This window comes from Caballeronia sp. (genome assembly GCF_049581465.1).
GTDB lineage: Bacteria > Pseudomonadota > Gammaproteobacteria > Burkholderiales > Burkholderiaceae > Caballeronia.
In genome coordinates this window covers 1-1,960 of record NZ_JBAUSA010000881.1, presented here as the reverse complement: position 1 = coordinate 1,960, position 1,960 = coordinate 1, and the positions used below count along the sequence as shown (strand labels likewise).

Here is a 1,960-nt window from a genome sequence, read left to right as displayed (position 1 = left end):
GCACGACGGGTCTTTGCCGCACGAAGTCCAGCAGCCCATGCGCAAAGCATTTGTATGAGCAGCCAGATCCCACCTGCAATCACAGCCGTTAAGGAATTCGCCGCGTACAACGCGGCGCAAAATACTGCCATCGCAGCCATTTCGCCGACCAGGCTTAACCAGAACAATCCTTCCCGCCCCCGAGCCGCGAGCGCAGCGGGTCCAAGGAGTAACCTGGCCAACAGCGCTCCTTGAGGTTGCACCGCTTCGCGCGCTCCGGTGCGGTTAGCCCCAGCGATCCCCTCGTCCGGGTAGAGCGGGTGAGACAAATCCACCGCCGGGCTATCTAGAAAGAAATCCGCCACCCCTGAATCTACCGGACTGTTGAGCAGTTCGTCGGGTGTGCCGACCTGGATCAACTGTCCATCACGCATGACTGCAATTCGGTCTGCCAGGCGCAACGCCTCGGCAGGGTCGTGCGTGACTAGGACCGCTGTAATTTTGCGTTCGCGCGCGATTCGCAGGAAGTGGGCTTGCAGGTCCCGGCGAATGGATGGATCAAGTGCACTGAAGGGCTCATCGAGTAGGAGGATTTCAGGGGAGATGACCAACGCTCGCGCCAATCCGACGCGTTGCTGCATTCCGCCGGAGAGCTCGCCTGGATAGCGGTCCGCCCATGCACTTAGCCCTACTGCCTGCAACTGACGATCCGCTTCGGCATGGCGTATTGCCTCTGGGTCACCACGCAACTCAAGGGGCAGTGCGACGTTCTCACGGACGCTCCGATGAGGCAACAATCCAAAGTGCTGGAAGACCATCCCGATCCGCCGCGACCGAACTTCACGGAGTTCGGTCGCAGACAAGTCACTGACGCTTTCGCCGTTCACGAATAGCTCGCCGTCGCTCGGTTCGATCAAGCGATTGACATGTCGGAGTAGCGTCGACTTCCCGCTTCCTGAAGTACCCATCAGACAAAGGACTTCACCGCGCCTGACCGAGAGATTGATGCTCCGGACCGCCGCGACCGAGTGGTCACCGTGTGAGTTTCCGTAGACCTTGCTTATGTTGCGGAACTCAATAACCACATCCTCGCCAATAGACCGATGACTATTGATCGGTAGCGAAATGACTTCGGCGTCGCCACTCGTTGGGCGTGGTATGCGATGGGACTGCTCGTGCGCGCTGGCTTGCACTGTGGGACCGACGTAAAGAAAGGGCTGACATTCTAGACAGACGAATGGTAGGACTCCAAATGCCGAATTCCGAAAAGGAAATCGCATTTACGGCATAAGCCAAGCCGCTTAGCGCTCAGAGTTCGTTGACGGCGCTTGGAGACACAATCGCTGGCACTATGGCCTGCGAAGCAAAGATCAAACCCTTCGAAACAAACCACATATTGTTGGTTTGCGGTTCGCGATTCACACGCTAGCATCCGCAGATATTATTGGAGAGTTCTTAGTCAGGGTTCGGACACGCACCCTGCGGGCTCCTTTTTGCGTGTCACATCCTGCAGGTTTCTCGGTGTTCGGTCGAGTTGCTAGTGACGTGATGTTTGGAATTAATCGGAAAATCTCGTGAATAAGAAAATCTTGACCACGGCTCTCCTCGCGGGCTTCGTGGGCGCCGCTCACGCACAAAGCAGCGTCACGCTGTATGGCCTGATCGATACGGGTTTCACGTATGTGAACCATGCCGGCGCCAAAGCGCAGCATCTTTACTATTACAACGACGGCGTCGCGCAAGGCAGCCGTTGGGGCCTGCGTGGTTCTGAAGACCTGGGTGGCGGCCTGAAGGCTATCTTCGTTTTGGAAAACGGCTTTAACGCGGGCACGGGCGCACTGGGCCAAGGCAACTCGCTGTTCGGCCGCCAGGCATTTGTAGGCCTTACGAAAAACGGCATCGGCTCCCTCACCTTCGGGCGTCAATATTCGTTCTCGACCGATTATCTGGGCGGCTCGGACGCCAACGGGGGTCAAACGGT

The 1,960-nt window shown here is 57.6% G+C and carries 2 protein-coding genes; one reads left to right on the top strand and one right to left on the bottom strand.

Translation table 11 applies throughout. The annotated features are described in order from the left end of the window. Positions 1–1,064 (bottom strand): ATP-binding cassette domain-containing protein (locus WCA53_RS21540; protein WP_423915411.1); only part of this gene is annotated, 1,064 nt, incomplete at its 3' end. A 489-nt stretch (positions 1,065–1,553) separates the two neighbouring features. Here WCA53_RS21540 and WCA53_RS21535 point away from each other — a divergent pair. Continuing rightward, the coding region (locus WCA53_RS21535; protein ID WP_423915407.1) for a porin at positions 1,554–1,960 on the top strand (407 nt) is incomplete at its 3' end.